The following is a 23,635-nucleotide window of genomic DNA, read 5'->3' as shown; positions in this document are numbered from 1 at the left end:
CCATACCTGTTATCATTCTTAAAGCTCTTCTCCATTAGTAGAGATAACATTTTTATACCAATGGAATGATTTTTTCCTACTACGCTCTAAGCTTCCACTTCCATCATCATGCTTGTCTACATAAATGAAACCATAGCGCTTAGACATTTCACCTGAAGAAGCACTTACTAGGTCAATACATCCCCAAGCAGTATACCCCATTAATTCTACACCATCTTCTACCGCTTCACGCATTGCTCTAATATGCTCTCTTAAATAATCAATGCGATAATCATCGTTAATGCTACCATCTTCTTCTACCTTATCGTAAGCACCTAGACCGTTTTCAACAACGAATAAAGGCACTTGATATCGTCCATACAGTTCATTTAAAGCAATACGAAGACCAACAGGGTCAATTTCCCAGCCCCAATCGCTTGCATCTAAGAATGGATTTTTCACCCCGCCAATCAAGTTTCCTTGACCAATTTCTTCAGGAGTTTTGTTCTTCTTATCAGTACGTGACATATAGTAGCTGAATGAAATAAAGTCCACTGTACCTTCTTTTATGATTTCAAGGTCTCCGTCTTCCATTTTGATGTTAATGTCATTCTCTTTGAAGTAACGGTTAATAAAGCTTGGATATTCACCGCGAACGTGTACATCTCCACAGAAATTATTGAAAATACGAGCCTCTTGCTGTGCGTACATAATATTTTCAGGATTACTATCAAAAGAATAAACAGGTGCATAGATAAGCATACAGCCAATTTGTGAACCTGGAATGATTTCATGTCCTAGTTGAACAGCTTTTGCACTTGCAACAAATTGATGATGAAGCCCTTGGAAGCTGTCTTGAAGACGTGTTTCTTCACTTTCTGGTGAAAAACCAAGACCAAACAATGGCATATGTGTTGCTCCGTTAATTTCATTAAACGTAAGCCAATATTTCACCTTATCTTTATAGCGATTGAAAAGAACTGTTACATAACGCTCAAAGAATTCTACTAATTTACGATTTCTCCAGCCACCGTACTCTTTTATTAAGTGCAATGGTGTTTCGTAATGTGCAATCGTTACTAATGGCTCAATGTTGTATTTTGCTAGTTCATCAAACACTCGATCATAGAATGCCAGACCTTCTTCATTTGGCTCTAATTCATCACCGTTTGGAAAAATCCGAGACCAAGCAATACTTAAACGAAACGTTTTGAAGCCCATTTCCGCAAATAATGCGATATCCTCTTTATATCGATGATAAAAATCGATTCCTTCATGATTAGGATACACATATTTTGAGTGATCAATTTCAAAATCAAATCCAGTATCAGTTAAAAGCTTAAGTCTTCCTTTTCCACCTGGAAGTACATCCGCTAAATTAAGACCTTTTCCACCTTCTTGGTATGCTCCCTCTAACTGATTAGCTGCTGTTGCGCCGCCCCATAAGAAACCTTCTGGAAATTTACTAGTCATTATTTATCACCTCATCTAAAATTTTGAAACATTGTTAAAAAATGAAATAGTTCATCACTAATAAAAGTCATTTTTTGCATAAAAAAAACCTAAATTGCTCAAGAAAACAGAAGGATTTCCTCCTCTATTTCTAAGCAACTTAGGTTTTGCCTGCTTTATCAGTAACAATCCATAAATTAATATAAACTTTGATTCTAATATATCAATCTCTCAATGAAATGTAAAGGATTTCATACAATATCTTAACTACTGCAACCTCCTCCACAACTGGAGCAGCTGGAACCTCCTGAATCTCCACCGCCACCTGAGTCGCCTGAACCACTGCTACAAGCAAAACCAGAACAAGAAGAGCCACCACTGTACGGAACACCTTTATCATATTCTTCAGGTACTACTTCACTCATATGCTCATGAAATTGATCTTCGTCATATAACGAATAAAAGATAGCCGCCATTGCTGCATAGGAATAAATATTGGTATCACTCGTTGATGTATGTGGGGTAAACTTTTTTGAGTCAGTATTTTGCTGCTCTGCCTCAAAAATCTCATTTTTCATTTTACGAATTAAATATGTCTTTACTTCTAGCCAGTCTTCATTTTTCCTAAAATATTTTGAGAGCAACTCATCTTCAGATAATTGGCGAAAATCGTCTATTATTTCACGCTTAATTGGATTCTGTAAAAAGCGCCCCCAAATCACTCTGCTGTTCGTAGTTACTTCAAATAAACTAATATATACCCAATCAAAAAAGGCTCGTTCACCAGGAATCGGTGTAATATCCATATTCGGAGTGTGGTGCAGTGTATCATGATAAAAATCCTTCGAAAACTTGTCATAATCTCTTGTAAACATTAACATCTCATGCCAAATTTCATCTACATGATGGCTAAACATCGGAACTGACTTTAATAAGCTATTCATTAAGAAATAACGCTTTAACTCAAACATACCCCAATCAAATTCATGGTCCTTCCATTTCGGATGTTCCTGTAGAACACGGTTTTTCACATTATCAATATACGAGTTTGTTAAGGATTGATCGAGCTTTTTTACAATCGGGATTCCTTCTGCTTTCTGTATACCTAACTGTTTTGGGATTGGGTCATTCTTTAAAGATTTTTTCTTTCTTGTTGAAAATAACGTACTTCCGAGAATAATAAAGAATGCAATGATAATAAAGCCGATAAATAACTCCATGGTTCACTCCCCTTTTCGCAAATGACTTTAAAGAACCCTCTTAATTACCTTATTTATACGTTTTAATTATAAATAAGTTTCATTGTCGTATATTCAGTGGTAAATACTCTATACATCCTGGCAAATTCATTTCCTCCCCCACATATACACAAATACACATATTCTATGTAAATAGAGGCTGAAATGTAACCTATTGAAAAGATAAGAATATAATTTCATCAAATCACTTTATTCCTAAATATTGGAGGTCATGCTATGTCTAAATATAAAAAGGAGAAGCGGACAGATCATACGAAAGATGAACTTATCCTACAGCTAGAAAAGCAAATAGAAGCGGGCCTTTGGATTCAAGTAATTGGTATATTAACCGAAGCAATTTCTTATTCAAAATTGCTTTCTTTGAAGGAAGAAAACATAAGCGAAAGGAAAATTGAAACTGGTTTATGGGTACAAACCATCGGACAAATAATAGAAACATTAAGCGTTAGCAAGCAGGTTTCTTTATCTGACAATAGATCTATATTAAACGCTCAAAGAATGGTCATTTTAGGTGATTTATTACAATCAGCTGGGGCAGCAACAGAGGCCAAGGGTGGAATCGAAATCTTATCCGAGGGGGACAGAGAGTTTATCCCTTAAAATCTAAGTTAACAAGGTCTTGGATATCAGGTATTAGTATAAAATTGAAGATTTAAAGTCACTAAAATGAAGAAAAAGTCTTCAAAGAGTTTTATAAACTGATGAAAGACCTTCTCCTGAAGTTAAGACAATTTCTCCTTCCAAGAGACAAACAAAAGGTCATTATTAAGTATTAATATCATTACACTAGTTCCATAAGCAAAACGAACAGAGGTGCATCATCCTAATTGCACAATCGGTTTGATGGCCATACCTTTTTAGAATCCTCAAAATCCTCATTAATCTTCGCAAACTCATAGAACTTTACTAATTTTATCTAATGGAAACATCCCTTTTTTATAATACTCCGCTAATTGAGGCACAGCATCTCCTTCAATAACACCTACCATTGTTTTTCCCTCTGCCATTATCTCCTCATGAACGTCTATAAGAAATGTAAAGCTAAGTAATACTTTTGCACCTTCGAAAAAAACAGTCAATTGAACCGTTGTTTTTCAGTCTTTTTTCATATCGAGAAACATATACTCAGTAAGAATGACATTAGAATAGGAGAATCTAAATGACAAACAACATGTTATCCTTTTATGATCCCTATGTTTATCAGACATTAACAACAATTGTTGGTAAGATGGTTACAGTTCAAACCATAAGAGGTAGCGTTCGTGGTTCCCTGAAAAATGTATTGCCAGATCACATTGTTGTCGAATCTAACGGAACTCCCTTTTTTATTCGAACCCAGCAAATTATTTGGGTTTTTCCTGGTTAACAAATAGAAGTGGAGGGAAAATAATGTTTAAAAGAATAAATAAATTGCCAATTGAACTTCCTATACCTGAACACGGTGATATGAATGCTGCTGCTGCAGTACAAGAGCTCTTGGGTGGCAAGTTTGGGGAGATGTCTACCTTAAATAACTATATGTTTCAGTCTTTTAACTTCAGAAATAAAAAAAAGCTAAAACCATTCTATGAGTTAGTAGCTAGCATTACAGCAGAAGAAATTGGTCATGTAGAACTTGTTTCTAATACAATTAATTTGTTATCGGTAGGTAATACGTTTCCGGGGGATCCGGATATCACTCCACTCCAAAATGGGAAGGATGCTAGAAACACCCACCACTTTATCTCTACTGCTCAAACGGCTATACCAGGTGATTCGATGGGAAGACCTTGGACTGGTGATAATGTATTTAATAGTGGTAATCTGGTTTTAGATTTAACACATAACTTTTTTCTAGAAATTGGTGCACGTACACATAAAATGAGAGTTTATGAGATGACTGATAACCCAGTTGCTCGAGAAATGATTGGGTATTTACTTGTTCGTGGAGGAACACATGTCCTCGCCTATGCGAAAGCAATCGAAATTGTGACAGGGGTAGACTTAACGAAAATGCTTCCAGTTCCAAATCTTGATAACTCAAAATTTGATTATGCTAGGCCATTCATAGAAAAAGGCTTAAGCAATGTGCTTTACACATGGAGCGAAACAGAATACAGGGATATTGGAATGATTTGGAAAGGAACTAATCCGGAAAATGGGCATCCACTGGAAGTGAAAATTGGTGCTCCTGAGGGGGGACCCATACCAGACTTAGAGGAATTACCTGAAGAATTTGCTCCTGGTATTACTAGGGACGATTATGAATTAATCAAAAAACGTCTAATGGAAAAGTTATAATGAATTTTGCAGGAAATATTAATGAAATTTGGATTTCTTTAGCGAACGGCAGCAGCCACTGTTCGCTATTTTCATTCATACTTCAACAATCCAATTTGACACTTTGATAGAATCAGTTTGAAGTCGTCTTATGACAGTTTTTCCTTGTTTTCAATTCATTTAGGGCAACCATAGCCAATTTTATACCACTAGGTGTTACTAATTGTTCATGGTCGAAGTACGCATTATAGAATTTTAGGATTCATAATTATATAATTACATAGTAAATGGGTGGTGAATCTTGGTGCTAACTCTAAACTGACTTTCACCAACAATCTAATTCTATAACACCCAAAAGGGCTGAAACGAAAGTGTTCCAACCCTTTAAAAAATACCTACTGCATATTTGCTTCAACTGTTTCCTGTGCTTTCTTTAAAGCATCTTCAGGAGATTCAGATTTCTGTCTTAGTACATTATTTAATGTATTGGTATTTAACTCGGTTAGAACATCTGGATATTGTTCTGTTACGTTAATACCATTAATTTCGTCTTTGATCTCAAGTAATGTATCAAAAATATCCGTACCGAAATATTGATAGAATTTGTTATCCTCTTGAACCGCCGGATCTTCCCACACATCCCAACGAGGTGGATCAAAGCCCAGAACTGTCCATAGTTTAATATTTGCTTCCTTAGAAAGTTTTGCAAATGCCAGGAATTCCTTTGCAAGCTCAGCATGCTCAGTTTGATTTGTAACAACGGTACCAGTTCCACCAATACCTACCGAGCGATCTCCACCTTCTTCCCAAGCAGGCATTGGTCGTATCACCATTTTACCTTTTAGGTCAGGCATATAATCTGTGAAACGTCCCATATACCACATTGGCATAGAGATAGATGCCGCTTTTCCTTCATTCATAAATGCATAAAACTCTTCAGCATGTGGCTCGCCACCAGGTGTTAACTCTGCAATTTTATGTGTATTAAGCATATCATTCAACAAAGAAAGTGTTTTGATGTTTTCAGGGCTATCTATTGTTAAATTACCCTCATCATCAAATAAGTCAGAACCTTGTTGACTGATCATTTGCTGGAAAGTAGTTGCATCACCCGTATGAACTGTTGTCATAACAGCATCAGTGTTTTCAACGACCTTTTTACCCGCTTCTACATAGTCATCCCAAGTTTTGATTGAATCTATATCAACACCAGCTTGGTCCATAATTTCTTTGTTATAATACATGACAGTCGCACCAACATGTGTAGGCATACCGTAGTAATTACCATCCTTAGCATATATGTCAAATCTTGATTGGATGAAGTTATCCATTTCTGGTTCAACATATTCATTCATAGGTAAAAGCTGTGGTTCACCTTGTAAAAAGTTCGGAAAACGACCAACTTCAATATCAGAAATATCAGGTGCACCTTTACCAGACTGTAGCGCTAATAATAAGTTGTTATGCATTTGATCGTAAGGGAATGTTTCAGCAACAAGTTTAATCGGTTTATCTGGGTGAAGTTCATTCCAACGAGGAACCGCGTCTTTAAAGAAATCCATGTGCAGTTCAACAAATGTCCAATACTTTAATTCGGTTGCATCTTCAACATCTCCACCTATAACTTCCTTTTCAGTTGCCTCACCAGATGCCGAGTCTCCTCCACCATTACATGCCGCTAATACAAAACACATAAGTAATCCTAAAAGTACCGATAACGACCTTTTCAATTTTCTTCCCCCTTGTTTATCATTTTTAAAAGCCTAGAGTTTTTTCATAACAGAATTAATTCGATAGATTCACCTCCCTTAAGTTTGCTAACTACAGGATAAGCGCTTACAAATTAACAATTATGCATACTCATAGCTGAAAGTATTTTCACTTAGGTAGAAAATAATAGAAACCTCCGCACTTTATAGCGACTTCACCTTTACTCCCTGATCCATTTTAGTAAAGACTCGCAACGTAACCCACATCACCCCTATCCCTAAGGCACTAATCGTGAAAAATGGAATGATTCCCGGATAACTTAAAGATAGATACAATACAAAAAAAATCTTCAAACCACACATGAGGGTATAATGAAGTTTTGATAAACCTACAATAATGGCATTCTTAAGATGCTGTCTCCAGGTAGCTTTATAATGAACAAGCATTGGAAAAGCCCAAATTAATAGAATCATATAGAAGAAAACCATTAAATAAAAGGCAAAAGGAGTTACAATAGAGAACACACTTACCGAATTCTTCATTAATTGAAAATTAAAATACAGAATAACTCCAGTTATTGTTAAAATCCATCCCAATATATTGGCTGTAGCAAATTCTTGACGATATGTTTTCTTAAATGTTTGGAAAATCTTGATATCATGTTCACCCAGAATCCACTTTCGAGCTACACTTAACATAGCGGCAGTAGATGGAAAGATACCTGCTACAATTAGTCCAAGAACTGAATAGAAAATCCACATTACATTCAGCACAACAAGGCGGAAAATCCATTGAAGTATAAAATCTAATTTTGATACAATTTCTTTCCCATTCATATCAATACTCCACCTCTTTAGATCCGAAATAGGTTTATCCCTTCACTCCACCAACTGTAAGTCCTGCAACAAAGTACCGTTGGAAAAAGACAAAGAGAATAATGATTGGAATAATGGTCATAACAGAACCTGCAATGAGCACATCATAATTATTTCCATAAGGTGTTAGTAACGTTGCTAAGCCGATTGGTAATGTAAACATATCGTTCGATCTTAAAACAATTAATGGCCATAAGAAATTGTTCCAGCTTCCTAATCCCTGAAGAATTGCCATTGCTGCCATTGATGGCCCCATAAGCGGTAGCATAATCCTAAAGAAAATTCCATACTCTGTAGCTCCATCAATCCTTGCCGCATCCATTAATTCTTTTGGAAGACCAATGGCATATTGTCTGAAGAAGAATACTGCTATCGGTGCAACTACAGCAGGTAGAATAACAGCTGTGTACGTATTAATTAAATTCATACTAATCATTAATTGGAAGAGTGGAAGCATAAGAATTTCAAATGGAACCATTAAAATAAATAGCACAAACCCAAAAATTAGATTTCTTCCTTTAAAGTCATATAACGCAAGTGCATACCCGACCATTGAAGAGAAAAATAACGATAGTACAATCGTAATCGCTGAAATGGTCAAGCTGTTCATATACCAGCCCCAATAATTACCAGCTTGTGTAAAAATATACGTGTAGTTATTAAAACTTAGTGTACTAGGATCAAAAACCAAGCTAATTCCATTTCTCATTAATTCGGACGAAGGTCTTAGTGATGAAATTAACAAATTTAAAATAGGGAACAACGCAATAAATGAAATGATGCAAAAGCCAATGTTTATTAACCAAACGACTAGTGAACTTTTTTTCTTTTTCATTTACTCATCCCCTTTCTTAAAGGCTCCAGTTAAAATAAGTTGAATGAAGCTAACCGCAAAGATGATTAACATTAAAACAACCCCGATTGCTGCACCAAACCCCATATCATTTTGCTGAATCCCTTGTTGATATAAATAACCAACAACTGTTAATCCAATATTTCCTGGAGAACCTGCTTCCCAGAAAACAAAGCTTTCTTCAAACATTCTAAAACCATTGATGACGGAAATGGTTGTTACAAAGATTGTCACCGGCTTTAAAAATGGCAATGTGACATAGAAAAACTTCTTGATTGTTGATGCGCCATCCATTTCTGCTGCTTCGTATAATTCTTTAGGAACATTTTGAAGAGCAGCTAAGAAATAAAGAATGTTCACACCCATCCAACGCCAACAACATAGAAGAACCATGAGAAACATGCCTGACCAAGCGTTATATCTCCAATCAACAGACTCTAAACCTATCCAATTTAAAATTTGGTTAGCCACTGCTGCATCGGTTTCACCAAACATAAGTCTAAACACCATACCAGCTACAATCGTTGAAGCTAATGCAGGTAAAAACAAAGATGCCCTGAAAAATGTTTTAAATTTAACAAGCTTTGAATCTAGTAATACAGCTAAAATGATTGGTGTTATGACTAAAATGAGAACGGTTAGTAAAACGTAGATTGATGTATTTGATAGTGCCTTATAAAAGGTTGGATTAAGAACCCGCGAATAATTAGACATTCCTATAAATGTTGTTTGTCCTGGAAGTACTCGCTGAAAGCTCATGATGATTGCTTGTATTGAAGGATATAAAGATAAAACCAAAAAAGAAAGGATAAACGGAGAGACAAAAATATACGGTACTACTTTTTTTGAATTGAGAAATTTCAACACTTTATTTGATCTATTTGCTGTTACTGTCATTTCAGGTGATGTATTCTTCGAAGTAGGTAACATGTAAAAAACCTCCCTTTGATACATAGTAGCTGAAAACCTCTTAGGAGCATGCCAAAAACACACAATACATTTTCATCATGGCCTAAGACTGTTTAAAGCGAGATAGAAATGAGTTCTAGAATAAAAGTATGAAAGTCATGTTATTTATAATATTTGAATTACATTAAACGACCTCCCCTTGAGATTAAAATTAACAACGCTTACACTACTAACCAAAAAATATTACATACGTACCAATAATAATGTAATTAATTTTGTACGAACAAATATAAAGATAATTTCTCACCCACTCATACGCATATGTTAGGTACATCTTGATTATAAATAACTGAACATTTAATTTCAAGTACTTTCTGATTATTTTGTATATAATGAAAAATTTGTCTAATCTTGTTATTCGGCTATATTTAGGACTATTTATGCATGCCCTTAAAATAAAACCAGCATTTAACTATTCATCATGACAACTACATTTACCATATTTAACTTGTAAGTATATGTTCACCAATACATATATCTCCTACTAAAAACCACACTCTGGGTTGAAGTTATTGTGGAGATTGAACCCTTCTTATAAGCCAAGGCTGAACCGATAAATTAAGTTATTCCATTGCACTTTTGAAGTTAGAAAAATTTCAAAACAAGTGCAATGATCAAATAGCAAAAAAAGCTTCCCACAAGTTTAGTCAACTTATGAAAAGCCTCTCTTATTTGGTGTGGATAGAGTACAATATTCAATGTATTATTAAATTCCTACTGTAACATCTTTAACAGAATTAACCGTTTTTCACTAGACCGTTAGCAAGATATTAGCAGTTAGAGAAGATACTTTTCTCATTTTTCTACACTTTAATTTTCATAATTCCAATCATTTCAATCAATTGCTTATTGGCATATAATCTCTCTCCCGTATTATCGCTCCAATCCCGCTACCCCGAAGCCCCCAGCTCCAGAATGTGTTGAAATCATACCGCCCGCTTGGATCCATCTTATATTGTGGAATCCATTTTCTTTGGCAATCTCGTCCATCCGCTGCTTGATTCTTTCATCAAACCCTATTGAGTAAATAAAATATAGCTGCTTTCTATCGATGTTGTATGTATTTAAGTAATCACTAAAAAGTTTTTCAGTAGCTCCACTCATATTCCCGCGGTACTTTTTTGTAGACATAAGCTTTCCGTCCTTCAACTCTATGCATGGCTTTATTTTCAACAAAGTCCCAATCAAAGAAGCCATATTACTTACTCGTCCTCCTGCTTTAAGAAACTCAAGACTCCCTGGGATGAAAACCAATCTTGATTTAGGAACGATTGCCTCTACTTTTTCAACTAAATGTTCCGGTTCAATGGAAGGTTCCCTTTCTAGTAACTCAGCAGCATACAGTACAATCGCAGCTAATCCTCCAGTAACGTTCAGAGCATCAATGAGAAAAATATCTTCAAATTCTTCCGCAGCAATAACAGCATTTTGAAAAGAAGAAGAAGCTTTTGATGTATAACCAATATGTACAATAATACAATCTGGGATACTCTCTCTTATATTTGCAAAGAACTCTTGATACTCATGTGAATTTGTGGAGGTAGTAGAGGGTATTTTCTTCGTACGTCCGTAATAGTCATAAATATCCTGTACTGGAAGATAACCATCTAAATAATCTTTTCCATCCATAATGATATGCATTGGAACTATTTGAATATCGTACTTTTCAGCTAAATCACTCGGTACGTCGGCACCGCTTTCGGTCGATAAGATGATCCTTCGCATTCTATTTCCCCCTTGAGTATATTAAGGTCCGCGTTTACTCTTCCAACATTGCGTTTTAATTATACACGAGAAAGCCTTATAGCGTCTGGCATCCTAGAGTTCTCGGAAGGTAAAATTAAACAAAAAGAGACTATCTCCTCAAATCAGGAAGTAGTCTATACATTTTCAAAAGGTTTCCTATAATTTTCACCAACTAATGGAACAAAGTTATCCAGGCTGTCGCTGTGATAAATTTTAAAATGGGAAAAGGGGCCTGCAATCTCCAGTACGATAAAGTGTTAAAGTACTGTGGGCAGTCACTTTAATTTATTCAAAAATTTGATTTAGGTCTAATTCTAATCCGGTTAATATATTTGCAGAAATTTTATCAACTTTTGTAAAGACTCCTTGAAATTTGTATTGCTCATTGATTAAAAGATATATTTCTACAGATTCGTTAACCGGGTCAACAAGCCAATACTCTTTCACCCCTGCTTTTTCATAAAGTTGAAACTTTTTCCAACGATCTAACTTAACAGATGAAGGTGAAAGGATTTCAATAATCAAATCAGGTGCTCCATTACATCCCTTGTCATCAAGCTTTTTCTGATCACACACAATCGATAAATCGGGTTGAACAACATTATTTATATCATCATCTTGTTTATTTTCCACTAACAGCCGTACATCAAAAGGTGCAAAAAAAACTTCACATTCTTCTTCTCGCAAGAAAATCGAAAAAGCTGTAGATAGCTCTCGGAGAACCTGTTGATGCCTTCGTGATGGAGCAGGAGACATATTAAAAACTTCCCCATTAATTAATTCGAATCTTCCGCCTTCGTCCCATGTTAGATAATCGGCATACGAATACTTCTCTTTTTTATCCGGAATGGCCATTAAATCATCCCTTTCAATTCATGCTTAATCATATTTTAGCATATTCAAGAGCATTACACAGATTCACTTCAAGCACTCATAATATAACAAGTCTTGCCCCAACTGGTCCGTTTACTAAAGAAAGAGGCTTCTCAATAAGTTTAATCAACTAATTGAGAAGCCTCTTTTATAAACCGAATGTTAGCATTTTGTTAGCAAATGACTTTCAACCCTTTCATATCAAGGGTTTAAGGGGCAGATTTCAATGATCTGCTAACACATTAAAATCTTCCTTATTTTGGATCAATATGTATGGCCTTCACTATCAGCATTTTCACGATTTTCTTTATCCTCTGAAGTGACATAACCACTATGTATTATATCTTTGATCATATTTCTGTTAAAAAAGACATTATAATCTGGTGAGATATTTCCTTCAGGGTATGGTACTGCAATATAGTCAAATTGCTTACCAGTACTTGTCTGAATTTGATTATAGCCATAAACCATGACAAGCTTATCCATTTCTTTTAATTTTACGACGGTACCAATCGGAACCAGCTTAGCAGGGTCGAGACTCTCGGTTTGTTCCTCTTCCTTTTCCGATTCGACTTTTTGACTTGCCTTTTGTTCGCTACAGCCTATCAGTGTAAGTACTAAAATAATAAATAAAAAAAAGAACTTTGATTTCATATATTTACACCATTTCCTTGACCTATTTTCAAATCATGTTCCACTTTTTCTTTCATCAGGTTTTCTTCTGGAGAGATGAAACCCTTATATATAACTTTCTCGATTAATTGCCTGTTAAAGAATACATTAAATTCCTCCGATAGATTCCCTTCTGGATATGGAACAGCAATATAATCATAGATTTCTTTCGTTTTAGTTTGTATCTGATGCCTTCCGTAGATCATGACAGGCTTTGTGATATCTTTTAATTTTACAACCGTTCCTATTGGTAAAAGGTCTAATGATAAGTCAGTCACTAGAAATCCCCTCTTTCTTAAAAAATATTGCACGGATGATTAAAGCCGCTATACATGTTCCATATAAAGGAATAAACATAAAAAGTAAAGGAACAAAAAGATCAGAAAGTTGGTCTTTTGGTATACCCCAGAATATCAGTACTGATAAGAAGATTGTTCCACTAATCCCCATAAAAATACTATAAAATAATAACGCAAACCTTGTTGCTTTTTTTACCTGCGGCTTATTTGGAAACATGTTATAAATCTCCACCTTATTAAACACTTTTATAATTACTCATTCTCATCTTTTTCTAGTCCTGCTTTTACGCCAACACCTACACCGTATGCAGCATAGATACTAGTCTCTAAACCTACTGAACCACTTACACCTATGCTTCCTAATGAAATATCTACACCAACAAACGGGTCATAATTAAATCCAAACCATTCCTCTAGTGGCTCATAGCCAAAGAAATTTAGTGGCTCCACCTTTAATTCTACTTTTGCTGCTGAAACTCCAGCTCCTGCACTATATGTATAATCTTCGTAATTTAATTTTGCTTCTCCTTGAGCAAAATTAAATGTACCATTTAATGGTGAGTTTTCGTGCGAAAAAGAAGACTTCGCCACTCCTGCCTCTGACTTAAATCCAATGTTTTGCCCATAAATTGTACTTTTGGTAAAAGATTCCAGACCATAAGGAACAGAAATTCCCATATCGCCATATAAGATTTTCTGGCTAACATGATCTGGAATATCATCCATATTATCAGTGTTAACGACTGAAGCGCCAATTTCTCCCTGAATATTTCTTTCTTCTATATCAGCTTCAAGTGAGTAGCCTGCGTTACCAACTCCATCCGAACCCCAACCATCTTCTACTTTATCTTCAATAGTTATAATGTTATCACTTTTCCTTTTAGTACCTGCTCCATCGGGATTCTGAGCAACTCCTGTACCAGAAATCGCTATGTCCTCAGAGTTAGTCATTATTCTATAGAAGCTATTATTATTTAGATAGAGGAGCTTACGCATAGATTCATATTCACTTGGAACTGTACTACGCAATAACATATAGTCAAAATTTTGCTTTTGATGTAGTGATTGAAGTAAAGACAAACGTTGGGTGAATACACTTGTTTGAACGGTGGAATAATTCCCCACACTTATTCTGCCTGATCTTAAAATACTCTGCATTTCAAGGATATACTGTTCCATCATATGGATATCCTTACCCACGGTTTCTAAGTTTTTACTATTTTCAGTATCAAAGCTAATCAAATCAGTAACTGTTTGATTAATCTCTTTATGGGCATCTTCCGTAGCATTTAGAAAATCTTGATCATTGACTCTAGGTACATGAACAATATCTTCAATAGTGTTTAAGTTCTCATTAGTTTCATTAACTAGTTTCACCAAGGATTTTTCCGATTGAGTTAACCCATCACTTAGTTCCCCTTCTAAGAAACTTTGTTTAATAAGACCATTAGGCTCATTTTCTAAATCTAAAGAACGATCTTTTAGTGTTATAAGTACTTTTTTATAATCTTCAAGAAGAGTAGAATAAAAAGTAAGGAAGGGGATATGTATATCCTGATAGAATAGCCTTATTGCGTCTGCGGTTTTGCCAGTAAAAGAATCTTGATAGTTAAAAAGTTCATTTATCGAAATGATTACTTGGTTCAATTGCGCTTTTTGAGAATCTAATTTGGATATTAAATCAGAAATACTATATTGTAATGAATGGTTATCTAATAATTTCATATGTTATTCTCCAGAGTTTAGAAAGAAAGATTGAGAAATTGATTGATCGGTTTCTTTATTTGACTCAACAGCCTGAATAGCTGATTGATTATTTTGTAAAAGTATGTGTTTATATTCCTCCCGAATTCTCTCTAACATTTGATTTAGTCCATTTATTGTTTTCACAACTTCCAATTCATTTTGTAGGGCAAAATCATCTTTGATTGATGTATCAAAATGCTCATTAGCGTTTTGGATATTCGAGACTAACTTTATGACGTCTTCGTATACAACCTTGATTGGCTGATTCAACGATTTTCAACTCTCCTTTCATTTTCAATCCGAGCTTTCTCCATTTCTATTTTTATTTCTAATGTTTGAATATCTACTTGAATTGAGGAAATTTTATCATCAATCACCTTAATTGCATTCCCTACTTGCGAATAGGTAATGTCTATATAGGAAGACTTTACAACTTCACGTTTATCAACAAAGCTCCTAGCTGTATTCCCATTCCATAGAGAAGCAGTTAATGCAGGTTCATCAACCGATAATTCCTGCTTAACAAGTATATCTTGAAGATTTAGTATAGTAGTTTTCGTATTTTTAAGTCTAATAAGCTGTTCCCTTTTCTCAATTAATTGCTGAAGCAAATAGGATAAATAGGACATATCATATGCTCCTTCCATGAATAATTCGGAAGTTGTTTCGTGTTTATGATATCAAATGGTAATTATTATAATAAATGGGTAATAAAAACCATTTATTGAATTGTGAGTTTTATTCATCATTCGAAATACCTAAATATAGAATAAGAATAGGAGGCCTAGTTTCCCTCTAAGGAATTTATGTAGGCTGTAAATCTTGAAGAGTTATTCGGATGATTAATCAGATCGCGGAAAAGTTACCTTTAGGAATAATAAAAAAGCTCCTCATAAGTTTGGTCAACTTATGAGGAGCCTCTATTAAAACCTCAATGTTAGTAATAACTTGGTTTGAGGGCGTTATTACATCATGCCGCCCATTCCACCCATGCCGCCCATGCCGCTCATATCTGGCATGCCGCCGCCTTCTTCAGGTTTGTCAGCGATAACAGCTTCAGTTGTTAAGAACATAGCTGCTACAGATGCTGCGTTTTGAAGTGCAGAACGAGTAACTTTAGTTGGGTCAACAATACCAGCTTCGAACATGTTTACCCATGTGCCGTTAGCTGCGTTGAAGCCGATGCCAACTTGTTCGTTTTTCAAGCGCTCAACGATAACAGATCCTTCAAGACCAGCGTTGTGAGCGATTTGACGAACTGGCTCTTCAAGAGAACGAAGGATGATGTTAACACCTGTTTGAGTGTCACCTTCTTCTTGAATAGCAGCAACTTTGTTATATACGTTCACTAGAGCAGTACCACCACCAGAAACGATACCTTCTTCTACTGCAGCGCGAGTAGAGTTAAGGGCATCTTCAATACGTAGTTTACGCTCTTTTAATTCAGTTTCAGTTGCAGCACCAACTTTGATAACTGCTACACCGCCAGCTAATTTAGCAAGACGCTCTTGTAATTTTTCTTTATCGAACTCAGAAGTTGTTTCTTCTAATTGAGAACGGATTTGGCTTACGCGACCAGCGATTTGATCAGCTTGGCCAGCACCTTCTACGATTGTTGTGTTTTCTTTTGTTACAACAATTTTAGAAGCGCGTCCTAATTGATCGATGTTAGCTGATTTAAGATCTAAGCCTAGTTCTTCAGTGATCACTTCTCCGCCAGTTAAGATCGCAATGTCTTCTAGCATTGCTTTACGACGATCACCGAATCCTGGAGCTTTAACAGCTACAGCATTGAATGTTCCACGAAGCTTGTTCACAACTAAAGTTGCTAATGCTTCACCTTCAACATCCTCAGCGATTAGTAATAGTGGTTTACCTTGTTGTACCACTTGCTCTAATACTGGTAGGATTTCTTGAATGTTTGTAATTTTTTTGTCAGTAATTAATACATATGGGTTTTCAAGAACTGCTTCCATTTTGTCAGAATCAGTTACCATGTATGGAGATGCATATCCACGATCGAATTGCATACCTTCAACTACTTCTAATTCAGTAGAGAAACCTTTGGACTCTTCGATTGTGATAACACCGTCGTTACCAACGCGCTCCATTGCTTCAGCGATTAATTGACCTACTTCATCATCAGCAGCAGAAATCGCAGCAACTTGTGCAATTGATTCTTTACCTTCGATTGGTTTAGAAATAGCTTGAAGCTCTTCTAATGCAACAGCTACAGCTTTTTCAATACCTTTACGAACTACCATTGGGTTAGCACCAGCTGTTACGTTCTTTAACCCTTCACGGATCATTGCTTGAGCTAAAACCGTTGCAGTAGTTGTACCGTCACCAGCAACATCATTTGTTTTGCTAGCAACTTCAGCTACTAATTTTGCACCCATGTTTTCGAATGCATCTTCTAATTCAATTTCTTTAGCAATTGTTACACCATCGTTTGTGATTAAAGGTGAACCGTATTTCTTTTCTAATACTACGTTACGTCCTTTAGGTCCTAATGTAACTTTTACAGCATCTGCTAAAGCGTCAACACCACGAAGCATTGAACGGCGAGCTTCTTCGCTAAATTTAATATCTTTTGCCATTTTTACATAACCTCCTCAAGATTATAAAATGTTCTATGATATAGGGCTGTTCTATTAACCGATAACAGCTAAAATGTCGTTTTCACGTAAAATTAAGTATTCAGTACCTTCATATTTCACTTCAGTACCAGCATATTTTGAGAAGATAATACGATCGCCTTCTGCTACTTCAAGCGCCACTTTTTCTCCGCTATCTAGTACACGACCTGTACCAACAGCAACTACCTTACCTTCTTGTGGCTTCTCTTTCGCACTATCAGGAAGGACGATACCACTAGCAGTTTTTTCTTCTGATTCAACTAACTCGATAATAACGCGATCACCTAATGGCTTTAACAAGTGAAACAACCTCCTCAATTTCATAAATAATTGATTAATTTTTCCTTTTTATTAGCACTCGCTATTCATGAGTGCTAACACAATTAATATATTATATAAGTTCCTTTTTAATTTCAAGTATGAAGCTTAATTTTTTTGAGAACTTTTTCTATTATTTTTCGACTCGGCTAACTTCTTATCGAAAACGTTATTATTTCACCATTTTGTCTCATGAAAAGAGATATCATACATAAGATTGAATGTGGGTATGTTACAATAAAGTTTGGTATAATTATTCGTTGTTATATCACCGATGGTTTACAAGGAGGCTAATATGAAAAGGCATTATTGGTTTATTTTATTAACATATATGCTACTACAGCTATCATCGTTTCTAGGAATAAGGTTATTAGACCTATTAAATATAGGAGAAACCACAGTTGAGAGGTTTGCATATTGGACAATCCTCAGCTTTACATTGGCTTTCTTCATTATTCTCTTTCTTTTAAGACACGACCGCCATGCAGAAAGTCGCTTCCGTGGGGAACCATCTTCTGTTGGAGCTTCAATCGGCTGGGCTGTTGCAGGTTTCTTTTTAGCTTTATTTGTACAAAGTGTTGCAGCAAATATAGAGGTAAATGTATTTGGGGTCGAAGCCGGGTCTGAGAACACTCAAATGATTGTTAATGTTATCAAGGTTTCACCCCTGGTTATCATTGTCACCTCAATTTTGGGTCCTATACTTGAGGAAATTATTTTTCGAAAAATACTTTTTGGGGTACTTTATACTAAAACAAACTTCTTTATTGCTGCTATTATAAGTTCACTTATTTTTTCACTATTACATGGTGAACCACAGCATGTTCTATTGTACGGTTCAATGGGATTCACGTTTGCATTTCTTTATGTTAAAACAAAACGAATACTCGTCCCAATCTTTGCTCATGTCGCTATGAATACAATGGTCGTTATTATCCAGACTGTATTCCAGGAAGATATAGAAAGAATGATGAAGCAAATGGAACAAATGCAAGTAATTATTGGAGGCTTTTTATCATGAGAACTAATCCTATTTCCATGGCCATTTTTTATTTAATTATGGGGTTGCTATTTACTTACTTAGCAATAAACAGTGCCGAGAATGGGATCTTTACCTTTCCAACTATTTTATTAATGCTGATCGCAACCTTTGATATCGGCGTTGCGATTCGAATGTTTACTTTATCAAGAAAAATAAAAAAAATGAACATAAAAAAATGAGACTTATCACGAGTCTCATTTTTTTATGTTCTCTTCTTCAAACCGCGCCTTTTGTGCCTTTCGATAGGAAATACGGGAAATCCAGATGCTAATTTCATATAAAATAAACAACGGTATGGAAACCATCAAATGGGACGCTAGTTCAGGCGGTGTGATTAAAGCTGCAATAACTAACAATACAAAGTATGCGTATTTTCTAACCTTTGATAAAAACATAGGGGTAACAATTCCTAATCTAGTCAGGAACATTATTACAACCGGTAATTGAAACAGTATACCAAATGGCACCGTTAGCTGTAATAAGAACGAGAAATACTCATTCACTCCGATAACTTGATTTATATCCAAGTCAGTTGATATTCTTTCCATAAAGTCGATTACAAACGGAAACAGGATAAAGTAAGAAAAGGAAATCCCGAGAAGGAATAACAAAAGTGAAATAGGAATATAGCTCAATGTTACTTTTCTTTCTTTTTCATATAGACCTGGACTAACAAACGACCATAGCTGATACAAAATAATCGGTGAAGTAATAACAAATGCTATTATGAAAGCGAACTTCATATAAACCATTAATGGATCTGTTAAATTAAAAGCATTTAATGTTAATGATTTTGCTTCGTCTGTTTGTTGCAAATAAATAATAATCGGTCTGGAAAGTAGAAATCCAGCTATAACCGCTACGAAAAAGAAAACGACAGCAATAACGAGTCGTTTTCTTAGTTCGGTTATATGTTCCATGACCGACATTTCATCATGTTTCATATCGGTTCATCCTATCTTACTTGACTTCTTCCTTTTTCTCTTTTTTGCTGTCTTGCTCATCATCGTCGTCTGCTAAACCTTTTGTTGCATTTTTAAATTCGCGAAGTGTATTACCTGCTGCTTTTCCAAGTTCAGGTAGCTTTTTTGGTCCAAAGATAAGTAATGCTACAAATACGATAAGTAAAAGGCTTCCGATTCCTACTGTTGGCATCGAATCCACCTCCTTTTCTGGGCTATTATTTATTTCTCCTCATGAGGATAATGTTTTAAGAAATATACTAGAGACTGTAGCTCTACTGCTAAATCGATATGATGAATTCTTATTTCATCCGGCACGTTTAATCGTGCTGGTGTAAAGTTTAATATTCCTTTAATTCCCTTTGTAATGAGACGGTCTGTTATTGATTGTGCAACTGGCGCTGGTACAGTTAAGATTGCAACTGTAACATCATCAGGAAGATGGTTTTCCATCTCATCTAAATGGAAGACCGGTACCCCACCAATCTCACTACCTACCTTATCTTCGTCTACATCAAAAGCTAGAGAAATAACTGTATTGTTATTTTTAGTGAAATTATAATGTAAAAAGGCCGTTCCTAAATTTCCTACACCAATTAAACATACTTTCGTTATCTCATCTTGATCTAATGTTTTTCTAAAAAAGGATAACAAATAATTCACATTATATCCATATCCTTTTTTTCCAAGAGCTCCAAAATATGAAAAATCTCTGCGGATTGTAGCGGAATCTACTTTTACTGCATCACTTAACTCGGCGGATGAGACACGTTGCTTTCCTGACGAGTGTAAATTTTTTAAAAACCGATAATATAAAGGCAATCTCTTAGCAGTTGCCTGCGGTATTTTCGTTTGGTCTATATTCAATCTTATCCCTCACATTCACACAAACACATATGACAATGCTTAAAGGATTTTGGAGATACTAGTAAAATCCATGTCATATTTCGTTTCTTAAGAAATCGCCGCTTTTACCACCTGTTTTCTCTACTAAATAGGTTGGGCCTATAATCATTCCTTTATCCACTGCTTTGCACATATCATAAACAGTTAGTGCTGTTATGCTAGCAGAGGTTAACGCTTCCATTTCAACACCTGTACTTCCTTTTGTTTTCACAGTAACTGAGATCAATAAAGTATAATGATTATCACGAACATCCCAATCAAACTCAATGTTTACACCTTTTATTGAAATCGGATGACACATAGGAATGACCTGCGATGTTTGCTTAGCAGCCATAATTCCAGCTACTTGTGCAACTGATAATACATCACCCTTTCCTATTTCATGATTAGTAATTTTTTCGTAAACCTCTTTTGTTACTTGAATACTTGTCTTAGCTTGAGCTGTTCTAACAGTCTCTTCTTTAGCCGAGATATCAACCATCTTCGCTCGGCCTTGTTCATTAAAATGAGTAAACTCTGACATATACAAATCTCCTTAAATTAGACTATACACTATTTTTTAGGTTCTGTCTGTTTTGTTATTGTGACAATTATATGGATACAAAAAGCAAGAATCACCCGTTTAACATCTAAGAGTATATGACACACTTGAATCAAGAGCACTTTTCTTTTCCGTCGACAAAATTCGGGTGGTGACAGGCACCCCAAAACTAAGCTACACTTAAAGCATTAGTAGAGGTGAAAACAATGATATTGTTACAAATAAATCAACTTAGTAAATACTTTGGTGCTGACCCTATTTTATCGAATATTAAGTTGGAAGTACAAACTAGAGATAGAGTTGCGATTGTTGGTCGCAATGGAGCAGGGAAATCAACACTTTTAAAAATAATTTCAGGAGCCATGTCCCATGATTCTGGTGAAATTATTAAGCCTAAAGATGTTTCAATTGGATATTTAGCTCAAGACACCGGACTAGAATCTCAATTATCGATTTGGGACGAAATGAATTTAGTATTTAAAGATCTCAAATCAATGGAACAAGAAATGAGAAATCTAGAACAAAGAATGGCAACAGTTGATCCAAGTAATGAAACACAAAAGTTTGAACAACTTTTAAAAGAATATGACACCCTTCAAGTTAGATTTAAGGAAGAAGGCGGATATCAATATGAAGCTGATATACGTTCTGTTCTTCATGGCCTTGGATTTCATCATTTTGATCCGCTGACAAAAATTTCTTCTCTAAGCGGTGGCCAAAAAACAAGGCTTGCTTTAGGTAAGCTATTACTTACTAAGCCAGATCTATTAATATTGGACGAGCCAACAAACCATCTTGATATTGAAACATTAACCTGGTTAGAACAATATTTACAAAACTATCCTGGAGCAATTCTAATTGTTTCCCATGATCGATATTTCCTAGATAAGATTGTTACACAAGTATATGAAATCAGCCGTCATACAAGCACAAGATATATTGGAAATTATAGTCGATACTTAAAACAAAAAGCTGACTTATATGAAAAAGAGTTAAAAAGCTTTGAAAAACAACAAGAAGAAGTTGCCAAGCTAAAGGACTTTATTCAACGAAACCTAGCTCGTGCCTCAACAACAAAGCTTGCCCAAAGTAGAAGGAAAAAGCTAGAAAAGATGGAGTTAATGAACAAACCCCTTGGCGATGAAAAATCAGCAAGCTTTCAGTTTGATATTAACAGACAAAGTGGAAACGATGTGCTAAAAGCCGATCACATTTCTGTTTCCTATGACAATGTTCATCCTGTTATCTCAAACATTTCCTTTTCTATATCTCGCGGTGATAGCATTGCCTTAGTCGGACCAAACGGAATAGGTAAATCAACTTTACTAAAATCAATCATTCAGAAATTAGATTCGTTGACTGGTACCTTTTCTCTTGGTTCACATGTACAAATAGGTTACTATGACCAGCAACAAGCCGATCTTACATCAAATAAACGAGTTTTAGACGAGCTGTGGGATGAATATCCACAAATGACCGAAAAAGAAATTCGAACAATACTAGGAAACTTTCTATTCTCTGGTGATGATGTATTAAAGCCTGTTTCTGCTCTAAGTGGAGGAGAGAAAGCAAGAGTGGCACTCTCTAAACTGATGCTACAAAAAGCGAACTTCCTAATTCTTGATGAGCCAACAAACCATCTTGATTTAGATAGTAAGCAAATTTTAGAAAATGCTTTAATTGACTTTCCAGGTACAATCCTTTTTGTTTCTCATGACAGATACTTTATTAATAGAATTGCCACAAAAGTTTATGAGCTTTCTAGCACTCATCTTACTGAGTACTTAGGAGATTATGATTATTATCTTACAAAAAAGGAAGAACAACTTGAACATGAACGATTAGAGCAAGAAGGAAATAACTCTCCCACACAAAAAAAATCAGGACAAGAACCTGAGGGGAAATTAAGTTATCAACAAGAAAAAGAATTAAAAAAACTTGAAAGACAAAAGCAAAGAAGAATTGAAGAAATTGAAAATGAAATAAGTGAACTTGAAGGAAAAGTTGAAGGTAACGAAGCCCTGCTTTGTGATCCAGATGTTTATCAAGATCATGAAAAAGTACAAAAAATTAACGAAGAAAATGAACAAATTCATTCCAAACTAGAAGATCTAATGGCAGAATGGGAGCAATTACATTAATTTTTAGGTAATCAACGTAATATTTAATAAACAGCGGGTTCCTCGCTGTTTTTTTATTGTTTCATTCAGAAAAGTAAGATCTCAAAAACGTATTCGACAATCTTCTCTTAAGTTCATGTGAATAACTATTATTTATTCACATCTACACTTTTTATCCACACTACAAATCCTTTATTTCCAACATATCAACAGACTTATACACATTATCCACATATTTTCTTTAATTTGTTTAAGTTATACACATTCTAAAAAACATTGATTTGACAGCATTTTAAATAGTTTTACACAATTCTACAAAAATCGTGTACATTCTGTGGATAACTATGTGAATAATCCTATTTTTATAGAAATTAGGAGATTCTCTGTGAATACACTCAGCTTTTGTCAAAAGAAA

Annotated in this window: 26 protein-coding genes; 6 read left to right on the top strand and 20 right to left on the bottom strand. The window is 35.2% G+C overall.

The features are described 5' to 3' along the window. Nucleotides 1-18 precede the first annotated feature (18 nt). Nucleotides 19-1,452, bottom strand: coding sequence for a glycoside hydrolase family 1 protein (locus LPC09_RS01495; RefSeq protein WP_098798927.1), 1,434 nt, complete (start codon nucleotides 1,450-1,452; stop codon nucleotides 19-21). Nucleotides 1,453-1,694: 242 nt separating this feature from the next. Further along, nucleotides 1,695-2,651, bottom strand: coding sequence for a glycine-rich domain-containing protein (locus tag LPC09_RS01490; RefSeq protein ID WP_098798926.1), 957 nt, complete (start codon nucleotides 2,649-2,651; stop codon nucleotides 1,695-1,697). Nucleotides 2,652-2,906: 255 nt separating this feature from the next. On the opposite strand from LPC09_RS01490, the gene LPC09_RS01485 reads away from it, so the two are divergent. From LPC09_RS01485 to LPC09_RS01470, 3 genes are all read left to right on the top strand, one after another. Then, entirely contained in the window at nucleotides 2,907-3,290 is a 384-nt protein-coding gene (locus LPC09_RS01485; protein WP_098798925.1) for a hypothetical protein, read from the top strand. A gap of 559 nt (nucleotides 3,291-3,849) precedes the next feature. Next, nucleotides 3,850-4,056, top strand: coding sequence for a YuzF family protein (locus LPC09_RS01475; RefSeq protein ID WP_098798924.1), 207 nt, complete (start codon nucleotides 3,850-3,852; stop codon nucleotides 4,054-4,056). 23 nt (nucleotides 4,057-4,079) lie between these two features. After that, nucleotides 4,080-4,970 carry a manganese catalase family protein gene (locus LPC09_RS01470; protein ID WP_098798923.1) on the top strand — a complete coding sequence of 297 codons (891 nt, stop codon included), beginning with the start codon at nucleotides 4,080-4,082 and terminating at the stop codon, nucleotides 4,968-4,970. Between the two features lie 374 nt (nucleotides 4,971-5,344). Here LPC09_RS01470 and LPC09_RS01465 read toward each other — a convergent pair whose 3' ends face one another. The 14 genes from LPC09_RS01465 to groES all read right to left on the bottom strand — a co-directional run bounded on the left by LPC09_RS01465 (nucleotide 5,345) and on the right by groES (nucleotide 17,631). After that, complete coding sequence (locus LPC09_RS01465) at nucleotides 5,345-6,679, bottom strand: ABC transporter substrate-binding protein (RefSeq protein ID WP_442920010.1); 1,335 nt, start codon at nucleotides 6,677-6,679, stop codon at nucleotides 5,345-5,347. 183 nt (nucleotides 6,680-6,862) lie between these two features. Beyond that, nucleotides 6,863-7,495 (bottom strand): YesL family protein, encoded by a 633-nt coding sequence (locus LPC09_RS01460; protein WP_098798922.1) that lies wholly within the window; start codon nucleotides 7,493-7,495, stop codon nucleotides 6,863-6,865. Nucleotides 7,496-7,529: 34 nt separating this feature from the next. Then, complete coding sequence (locus LPC09_RS01455) at nucleotides 7,530-8,369, bottom strand: carbohydrate ABC transporter permease (RefSeq protein WP_098798921.1); 840 nt, start codon at nucleotides 8,367-8,369, stop codon at nucleotides 7,530-7,532. Further along, nucleotides 8,370-9,317, bottom strand: coding sequence for a carbohydrate ABC transporter permease (locus LPC09_RS01450; protein WP_098798920.1), 948 nt, complete (start codon nucleotides 9,315-9,317; stop codon nucleotides 8,370-8,372). 912 nt (nucleotides 9,318-10,229) lie between these two features. Beyond that, nucleotides 10,230-11,081 (bottom strand): DegV family protein, encoded by an 852-nt coding sequence (locus tag LPC09_RS01445; protein WP_098798919.1) that lies wholly within the window; start codon nucleotides 11,079-11,081, stop codon nucleotides 10,230-10,232. A 306-nt stretch (nucleotides 11,082-11,387) separates the two neighbouring features. Then, nucleotides 11,388-11,957 carry a Uma2 family endonuclease gene (locus tag LPC09_RS01440; RefSeq protein WP_231308831.1) on the bottom strand — a complete coding sequence of 190 codons (570 nt, stop codon included), beginning with the start codon at nucleotides 11,955-11,957 and terminating at the stop codon, nucleotides 11,388-11,390. 282 nt (nucleotides 11,958-12,239) lie between these two features. Further along, nucleotides 12,240-12,629, bottom strand: coding sequence for a DUF4176 domain-containing protein (locus LPC09_RS01435; RefSeq protein ID WP_098798917.1), 390 nt, complete (start codon nucleotides 12,627-12,629; stop codon nucleotides 12,240-12,242). After that, a complete protein-coding gene (locus LPC09_RS01430) occupies nucleotides 12,626-12,925 on the bottom strand; it encodes a DUF4176 domain-containing protein (RefSeq protein WP_098798916.1) in 300 nt (99 codons plus the stop codon). The genes LPC09_RS01435 and LPC09_RS01430 overlap by 4 nt, the downstream gene beginning before the upstream one ends. After that, the gene (locus LPC09_RS01425; protein WP_098798915.1) at nucleotides 12,918-13,163 is read right to left on the bottom strand and encodes a hypothetical protein; all 246 of its coding nucleotides are present in this window, start codon (nucleotides 13,161-13,163) and stop codon (nucleotides 12,918-12,920) included. Before LPC09_RS01425 ends, LPC09_RS01430 begins: the two co-directional genes overlap by 8 nt. A gap of 35 nt (nucleotides 13,164-13,198) precedes the next feature. After that, nucleotides 13,199-14,671, bottom strand: a complete 1,473-nt coding sequence (locus tag LPC09_RS01420; protein ID WP_098798914.1) for an LXG domain-containing protein — start codon at nucleotides 14,669-14,671, stop codon at nucleotides 13,199-13,201. 3 nt (nucleotides 14,672-14,674) lie between these two features. Further along, nucleotides 14,675-14,962: a DUF5344 family protein gene (locus tag LPC09_RS01415; protein WP_098798913.1), complete on the bottom strand. Its 288-nt coding sequence runs from the start codon at nucleotides 14,960-14,962 to the stop codon at nucleotides 14,675-14,677. After that, complete coding sequence (locus LPC09_RS01410) at nucleotides 14,959-15,321, bottom strand: YwqH-like family protein (protein ID WP_176551190.1); 363 nt, start codon at nucleotides 15,319-15,321, stop codon at nucleotides 14,959-14,961. The genes LPC09_RS01415 and LPC09_RS01410 overlap by 4 nt, the downstream gene beginning before the upstream one ends. Nucleotides 15,322-15,657: 336 nt before the next feature. Then, complete coding sequence (gene groL / locus LPC09_RS01405; RefSeq protein ID WP_121664262.1) at nucleotides 15,658-17,292, bottom strand: chaperonin GroEL; 1,635 nt, start codon at nucleotides 17,290-17,292, stop codon at nucleotides 15,658-15,660. Between the two features lie 54 nt (nucleotides 17,293-17,346). Further along, nucleotides 17,347-17,631 (bottom strand): co-chaperone GroES, encoded by a 285-nt coding sequence (gene groES / locus LPC09_RS01400; RefSeq protein ID WP_026561982.1) that lies wholly within the window; start codon nucleotides 17,629-17,631, stop codon nucleotides 17,347-17,349. Nucleotides 17,632-17,944: 313 nt separating this feature from the next. Here groES and LPC09_RS01395 point away from each other — a divergent pair, with 313 nt between their 5' ends. Together LPC09_RS01395 and LPC09_RS01390 are read left to right on the top strand one after the other, a co-directional pair. Continuing rightward, on the top strand, nucleotides 17,945-18,670 hold the full coding sequence (locus tag LPC09_RS01395; protein ID WP_231308830.1) for a CPBP family intramembrane glutamic endopeptidase: 726 nt from the start codon (nucleotides 17,945-17,947) through the stop codon (nucleotides 18,668-18,670). Then, nucleotides 18,667-18,870, top strand: coding sequence for a YdiK family protein (locus tag LPC09_RS01390; protein WP_231308829.1), 204 nt, complete (start codon nucleotides 18,667-18,669; stop codon nucleotides 18,868-18,870). The genes LPC09_RS01395 and LPC09_RS01390 overlap by 4 nt, the downstream gene beginning before the upstream one ends. A gap of 15 nt (nucleotides 18,871-18,885) precedes the next feature. Here LPC09_RS01390 and tatC read toward each other — a convergent pair whose 3' ends face one another. From tatC to moaC, 4 genes are all read right to left on the bottom strand, one after another. After that, nucleotides 18,886-19,635 carry a twin-arginine translocase subunit TatC gene (gene tatC, locus LPC09_RS01385; RefSeq protein WP_231308828.1) on the bottom strand — a complete coding sequence of 250 codons (750 nt, stop codon included), beginning with the start codon at nucleotides 19,633-19,635 and terminating at the stop codon, nucleotides 18,886-18,888. 16 nt (nucleotides 19,636-19,651) lie between these two features. Further along, the gene (locus LPC09_RS01380; protein ID WP_098798907.1) at nucleotides 19,652-19,846 is read right to left on the bottom strand and encodes a twin-arginine translocase TatA/TatE family subunit; all 195 of its coding nucleotides are present in this window, start codon (nucleotides 19,844-19,846) and stop codon (nucleotides 19,652-19,654) included. A gap of 29 nt (nucleotides 19,847-19,875) precedes the next feature. Then, complete coding sequence (locus LPC09_RS01375; protein WP_098798906.1) at nucleotides 19,876-20,520, bottom strand: redox-sensing transcriptional repressor Rex; 645 nt, start codon at nucleotides 20,518-20,520, stop codon at nucleotides 19,876-19,878. Nucleotides 20,521-20,593: 73 nt separating this feature from the next. Beyond that, nucleotides 20,594-21,082, bottom strand: a complete 489-nt coding sequence (gene moaC / locus LPC09_RS01370; protein WP_231308827.1) for a cyclic pyranopterin monophosphate synthase MoaC — start codon at nucleotides 21,080-21,082, stop codon at nucleotides 20,594-20,596. Nucleotides 21,083-21,306: 224 nt separating this feature from the next. On the opposite strand from moaC, the gene LPC09_RS01365 reads away from it, so the two are divergent. Next, nucleotides 21,307-23,241, top strand: a complete 1,935-nt coding sequence (locus LPC09_RS01365) for an ABC-F family ATP-binding cassette domain-containing protein (RefSeq protein WP_098798904.1) — start codon at nucleotides 21,307-21,309, stop codon at nucleotides 23,239-23,241. The last annotated feature ends 394 nt before the right edge of the window (nucleotides 23,242-23,635 follow it).

The sequence above is a fragment of the Metabacillus sp. B2-18 genome (assembly GCF_021117275.1).
GTDB lineage: Bacteria > Bacillota > Bacilli > Bacillales > Bacillaceae > Metabacillus.
This window is presented reverse-complemented; position numbering and strand designations above follow the sequence as displayed.

Bases quoted from the DNA above. Each gene is read 5' to 3' on its own strand.
- LPC09_RS01495 (WP_098798927.1), bottom strand. From the start codon at position 1,452: ATGACTAGTAAATTTCCAGAAGGTTTCTTATGGGGCGGCGCAACAGCA.
- LPC09_RS01490 (WP_098798926.1), bottom strand. From the start codon at position 2,651: ATGGAGTTATTTATCGGCTTTATTATCATTGCATTCTTTATTATTCTC.
- LPC09_RS01485 (WP_098798925.1), top strand. From the start codon at position 2,907: ATGTCTAAATATAAAAAGGAGAAGCGGACAGATCATACGAAAGATGAA.
- LPC09_RS01475 (WP_098798924.1), top strand. From the start codon at position 3,850: ATGACAAACAACATGTTATCCTTTTATGATCCCTATGTTTATCAGACA.
- LPC09_RS01470 (WP_098798923.1), top strand. From the start codon at position 4,080: ATGTTTAAAAGAATAAATAAATTGCCAATTGAACTTCCTATACCTGAA.
- LPC09_RS01460 (WP_098798922.1), bottom strand. From the start codon at position 7,495: ATGAATGGGAAAGAAATTGTATCAAAATTAGATTTTATACTTCAATGG.
- LPC09_RS01455 (WP_098798921.1), bottom strand. From the start codon at position 8,369: ATGAAAAAGAAAAAAAGTTCACTAGTCGTTTGGTTAATAAACATTGGC.
- LPC09_RS01450 (WP_098798920.1), bottom strand. From the start codon at position 9,317: ATGTTACCTACTTCGAAGAATACATCACCTGAAATGACAGTAACAGCA.
- LPC09_RS01445 (WP_098798919.1), bottom strand. From the start codon at position 11,081: ATGCGAAGGATCATCTTATCGACCGAAAGCGGTGCCGACGTACCGAGT.
- LPC09_RS01440 (WP_231308831.1), bottom strand. From the start codon at position 11,957: ATGGCCATTCCGGATAAAAAAGAGAAGTATTCGTATGCCGATTATCTA.
- LPC09_RS01435 (WP_098798917.1), bottom strand. From the start codon at position 12,629: ATGAAATCAAAGTTCTTTTTTTTATTTATTATTTTAGTACTTACACTG.
- LPC09_RS01425 (WP_098798915.1), bottom strand. From the start codon at position 13,163: ATGTTTCCAAATAAGCCGCAGGTAAAAAAAGCAACAAGGTTTGCGTTA.
- LPC09_RS01420 (WP_098798914.1), bottom strand. From the start codon at position 14,671: ATGAAATTATTAGATAACCATTCATTACAATATAGTATTTCTGATTTA.
- LPC09_RS01410 (WP_176551190.1), bottom strand. From the start codon at position 15,321: ATGTCCTATTTATCCTATTTGCTTCAGCAATTAATTGAGAAAAGGGAA.
- groL (WP_121664262.1), bottom strand. From the start codon at position 17,292: ATGGCAAAAGATATTAAATTTAGCGAAGAAGCTCGCCGTTCAATGCTT.
- LPC09_RS01395 (WP_231308830.1), top strand. From the start codon at position 17,945: ATGAAAAGGCATTATTGGTTTATTTTATTAACATATATGCTACTACAG.
- LPC09_RS01390 (WP_231308829.1), top strand. From the start codon at position 18,667: ATGAGAACTAATCCTATTTCCATGGCCATTTTTTATTTAATTATGGGG.
- tatC (WP_231308828.1), bottom strand. From the start codon at position 19,635: ATGAAACATGATGAAATGTCGGTCATGGAACATATAACCGAACTAAGA.
- LPC09_RS01380 (WP_098798907.1), bottom strand. From the start codon at position 19,846: ATGCCAACAGTAGGAATCGGAAGCCTTTTACTTATCGTATTTGTAGCA.
- moaC (WP_231308827.1), bottom strand. From the start codon at position 21,082: ATGTCAGAGTTTACTCATTTTAATGAACAAGGCCGAGCGAAGATGGTT.
- LPC09_RS01365 (WP_098798904.1), top strand. From the start codon at position 21,307: ATGATATTGTTACAAATAAATCAACTTAGTAAATACTTTGGTGCTGAC.